The sequence below is a fragment of the Actinomycetospora sp. genome, from assembly GCF_055612215.1.
On record NZ_JBVPVA010000041.1, the window covers coordinates 1 to 2,575 of the forward strand.

Annotated in this window: 3 protein-coding genes and 1 pseudogene; 3 read left to right on the plus strand and 1 reads right to left on the minus strand. The window is 73.7% G+C overall.

The genetic code is table 11. From position 1 onward, the window contains the following. Window positions 1–188: pseudogene (locus tag AC0CYZ_RS00900) on the minus strand (DUF1269 domain-containing protein); the annotation flags it as partial. A 169-nt stretch (window positions 189–357) separates the two neighbouring features. Between AC0CYZ_RS00900 and AC0CYZ_RS00905 the strand changes: the two are divergent. From AC0CYZ_RS00905 to yhjD, 3 genes are all read left to right on the plus strand, one after another. Beyond that, window positions 358–882 (plus strand): hypothetical protein, encoded by a 525-nt coding sequence (locus AC0CYZ_RS00905; protein ID WP_472211190.1) that lies wholly within the window; start codon window positions 358–360, stop codon window positions 880–882. 98 nt (window positions 883–980) lie between these two features. Beyond that, complete coding sequence (locus AC0CYZ_RS00910) at window positions 981–1,271, plus strand: DUF3040 domain-containing protein (RefSeq protein WP_472211193.1); 291 nt, start codon at window positions 981–983, stop codon at window positions 1,269–1,271. A gap of 17 nt (window positions 1,272–1,288) precedes the next feature. Beyond that, window positions 1,289–2,290: an inner membrane protein YhjD gene (yhjD, locus tag AC0CYZ_RS00915; RefSeq protein ID WP_472211195.1), complete on the plus strand. Its 1,002-nt coding sequence runs from the start codon at window positions 1,289–1,291 to the stop codon at window positions 2,288–2,290. Window positions 2,291–2,575 lie beyond the last annotated feature (285 nt).

Below are 2,575 nucleotides of genomic sequence, written 5' to 3' on the forward strand. Positions count from 1 at the left end.
CCCATGGCGCCCGCGCCCGTCAGGCTGTGGAGCTGACGCGTCTTGGGGTGCTTGGCCCCGGCCGGCCAGCTCACGGTGGCTCCGTCGTGGAGCTTGATCAGCTGCTGCTTCTCCAGGGACTGCAACGTGTCGACGGCGGCGTCGGCAGCGTCCGGGTCCGCGAACTTCCACACGGTCAAGGTGGCCATGGGGTGCTTCCTTCCGGGACTTCGAGTGGGTCCCGATCAGCGTCCGTGGGCCGCACGGAGCCGGGCTCATCCACCGCGGGTGATTCCGATCGGCCCTCGTGACCGCACGGTGCGCAATGGGCCCGCACGGGGTGACCGCACGGTGGGTCGACGTCTGGAGGGATGTCCGATGGCGTCGTCCCGGGATCACCACGGCGCGGGCGTCTCCGAGGACGGACCGCACGACGGCCTCGCGCCCCACTACCGGGCCGTGCTCACCGGGACCATCTTCGCGATGTCGGTCCTCGCCTACCTGGGTGCCCACGAGACCGGCTTCGTCGGTGCCGTCGTCACGGTCGTGGGGACCGGTTTCGTCATCTTCTTCGGCGAGGCCTACTCGGGTCTGCTGTCGGCGGCCCTGGCCTCCGCGCGCGAGCTCCCGCGATCGGAGATCACCCGGGAACTCGGGGCCAGCTCGCTGGCCGCCGGTCCGGGCGTCCTCGCCGCGCTCGTCCTGCTGCTCACGAGCGCGGTCGGGTGGGGAGTACAGACCGGCATCGACGTCGCGCTGTGGCTCGGTGTCCTGGCGCTGACCGGGTGCAGCGTCGCCGAGGCGCGCGGGTCGCGCCGATCCGCGGCCGCGCGCATCGCGTCGATCGCCGCCTCGGTCACGGTCGGCGTCGTCATCATCGTGCTCAAGGCGAAACTCCACTGACCGGTACGCGGCTCTCACCTGCCCCGGGTGACGACCCGCGCCCCTGCTCGCGCGCACGCTTCCCGGGCCCGCGGAGGCAGACATGCGAGGTCACGGCCGTGCTGAGTGAACGCGAGGAGCAGGAGCTCGAGCTGATCGAACGTCAGGTGCTCGCGTCGGACCCGCACCTGGCCGCGCTGCTGACGCGGCGCGGCGAGCACCCACCGTCGACGGCGCGGCTGGTGGCGCTCTTCGTGGTCTCCGCGCTGCTGGTCGTGGTGATCGTCGGCCTGCTATTCCTGGACCTCGCCGCCCAGGCCCTTCTGGTGATGCTCGTGGCGGCGTGGCCGATGGCCGTCCTGCGGAGCCTGGGGAGGGCGGCCGGGTGGCGGCGGGCACGGCGTCGCTAGGGCCGTCGCGACCGACCGTGCTCGGCCGGCTCGAGCTGCTGCGGGCGCGCCACCGGTGGCTCGACCACCTGGTGCGGGCCGGCGTCCGGTACGGCGACAAGCACGGCGACCACTACGCGGCCGCCCTCACCTACTTCACCGTGCTCACCCTGGTCCCGGTCCTCATGATCGCCTTCGCCGCCGCCGGATACGTCCTCGCGGGCGACCCGGCACTGTTCGCGCAGCTGCGGGAGGCCCTGACCAGTTCGGTGCCGCCCGTCCTGGCGGACACGCTGAACTCGATCATCGATGCCGCCATCGGCCAGCGCGACACCGTCGGCATCCTCGGTCTGGTCCTCGCGGTGCTGGCCGGACTGTGGTGGACCACCAACCTCCGGGAAGCGCTGTCCGAGCAGTGGGACCAGCGCGGGGCGACCGAGCCCCTGGTCCGCCGGTACGCGGGCGACCTGCTCGCCATGATCGGACTGGCGCTGGCGCTCGCGGTGTCCCTGGCCCTCACCGCCGCGGGCACGGCGATGTCGGGCACGGTGGCGCAGTTCCTCGGCCTCGGTCGCGCCGGGTGGTCCGCGTTCCTGGTCGCCCTCGGTGGGGTGGTCCTGACCTTCCTCGCGAACTGGCTCGTCCTGACGTGGGTGATCGCCCGGCTTCCCCGGGAGCGCGTGACGCTGCGCAGCGCCGTCCGGGCGGCGGCTCTCGGCGCCGTCGGGCTCGCGGTGCTGCAGGAGGTCATGAGCGTCTACCTCGCCGCCGTCACGACCTCGCCCGCCGGGATCGCGTTCGGCCCGATCCTCGGGCTGCTGGTCTTCGCCAACGTGGTCGCCCGGCTGGTCCTCTTCGTCACGGCATGGGCGGCGACGCTGCGCGAGAACCGGCCCGAGCGGCTCCCCGACCCCGTGCCGGTGGTGATCCGGCCGGCGATCACGATGGGGAAGCACCTCTCCGCAGGGACGACCGCGGCGGTCCTCGGCGCCGGCGCCCTGCTCGGCGCCGCCGTCGGGCTGGTCACCCGTCGTCGCTGACGCCGGCCGCACCCGGCGCGTAGGGCGGTCGAACCCGCCACCCGCCGCGTGCGGCCGAGGGCGCTCCTGCGGTCGTACCCACTCCGCCCCGGGACGCGTGGGGGCGCCGGGCGACCGGGCACCACGGCGGCTCCCGGGCGCGCCCGAGGGCGCCCGGGCCTCCGACGACACGACGGAGGAGTGCGATGACCAGCGGTGCGCCGCGGCACGAGAGCGGAACGGGGGCGACGTCGTTCAACGAGGCGATCGCGGACTGGTTCGACGACACCCTGCGGATCTACGGCG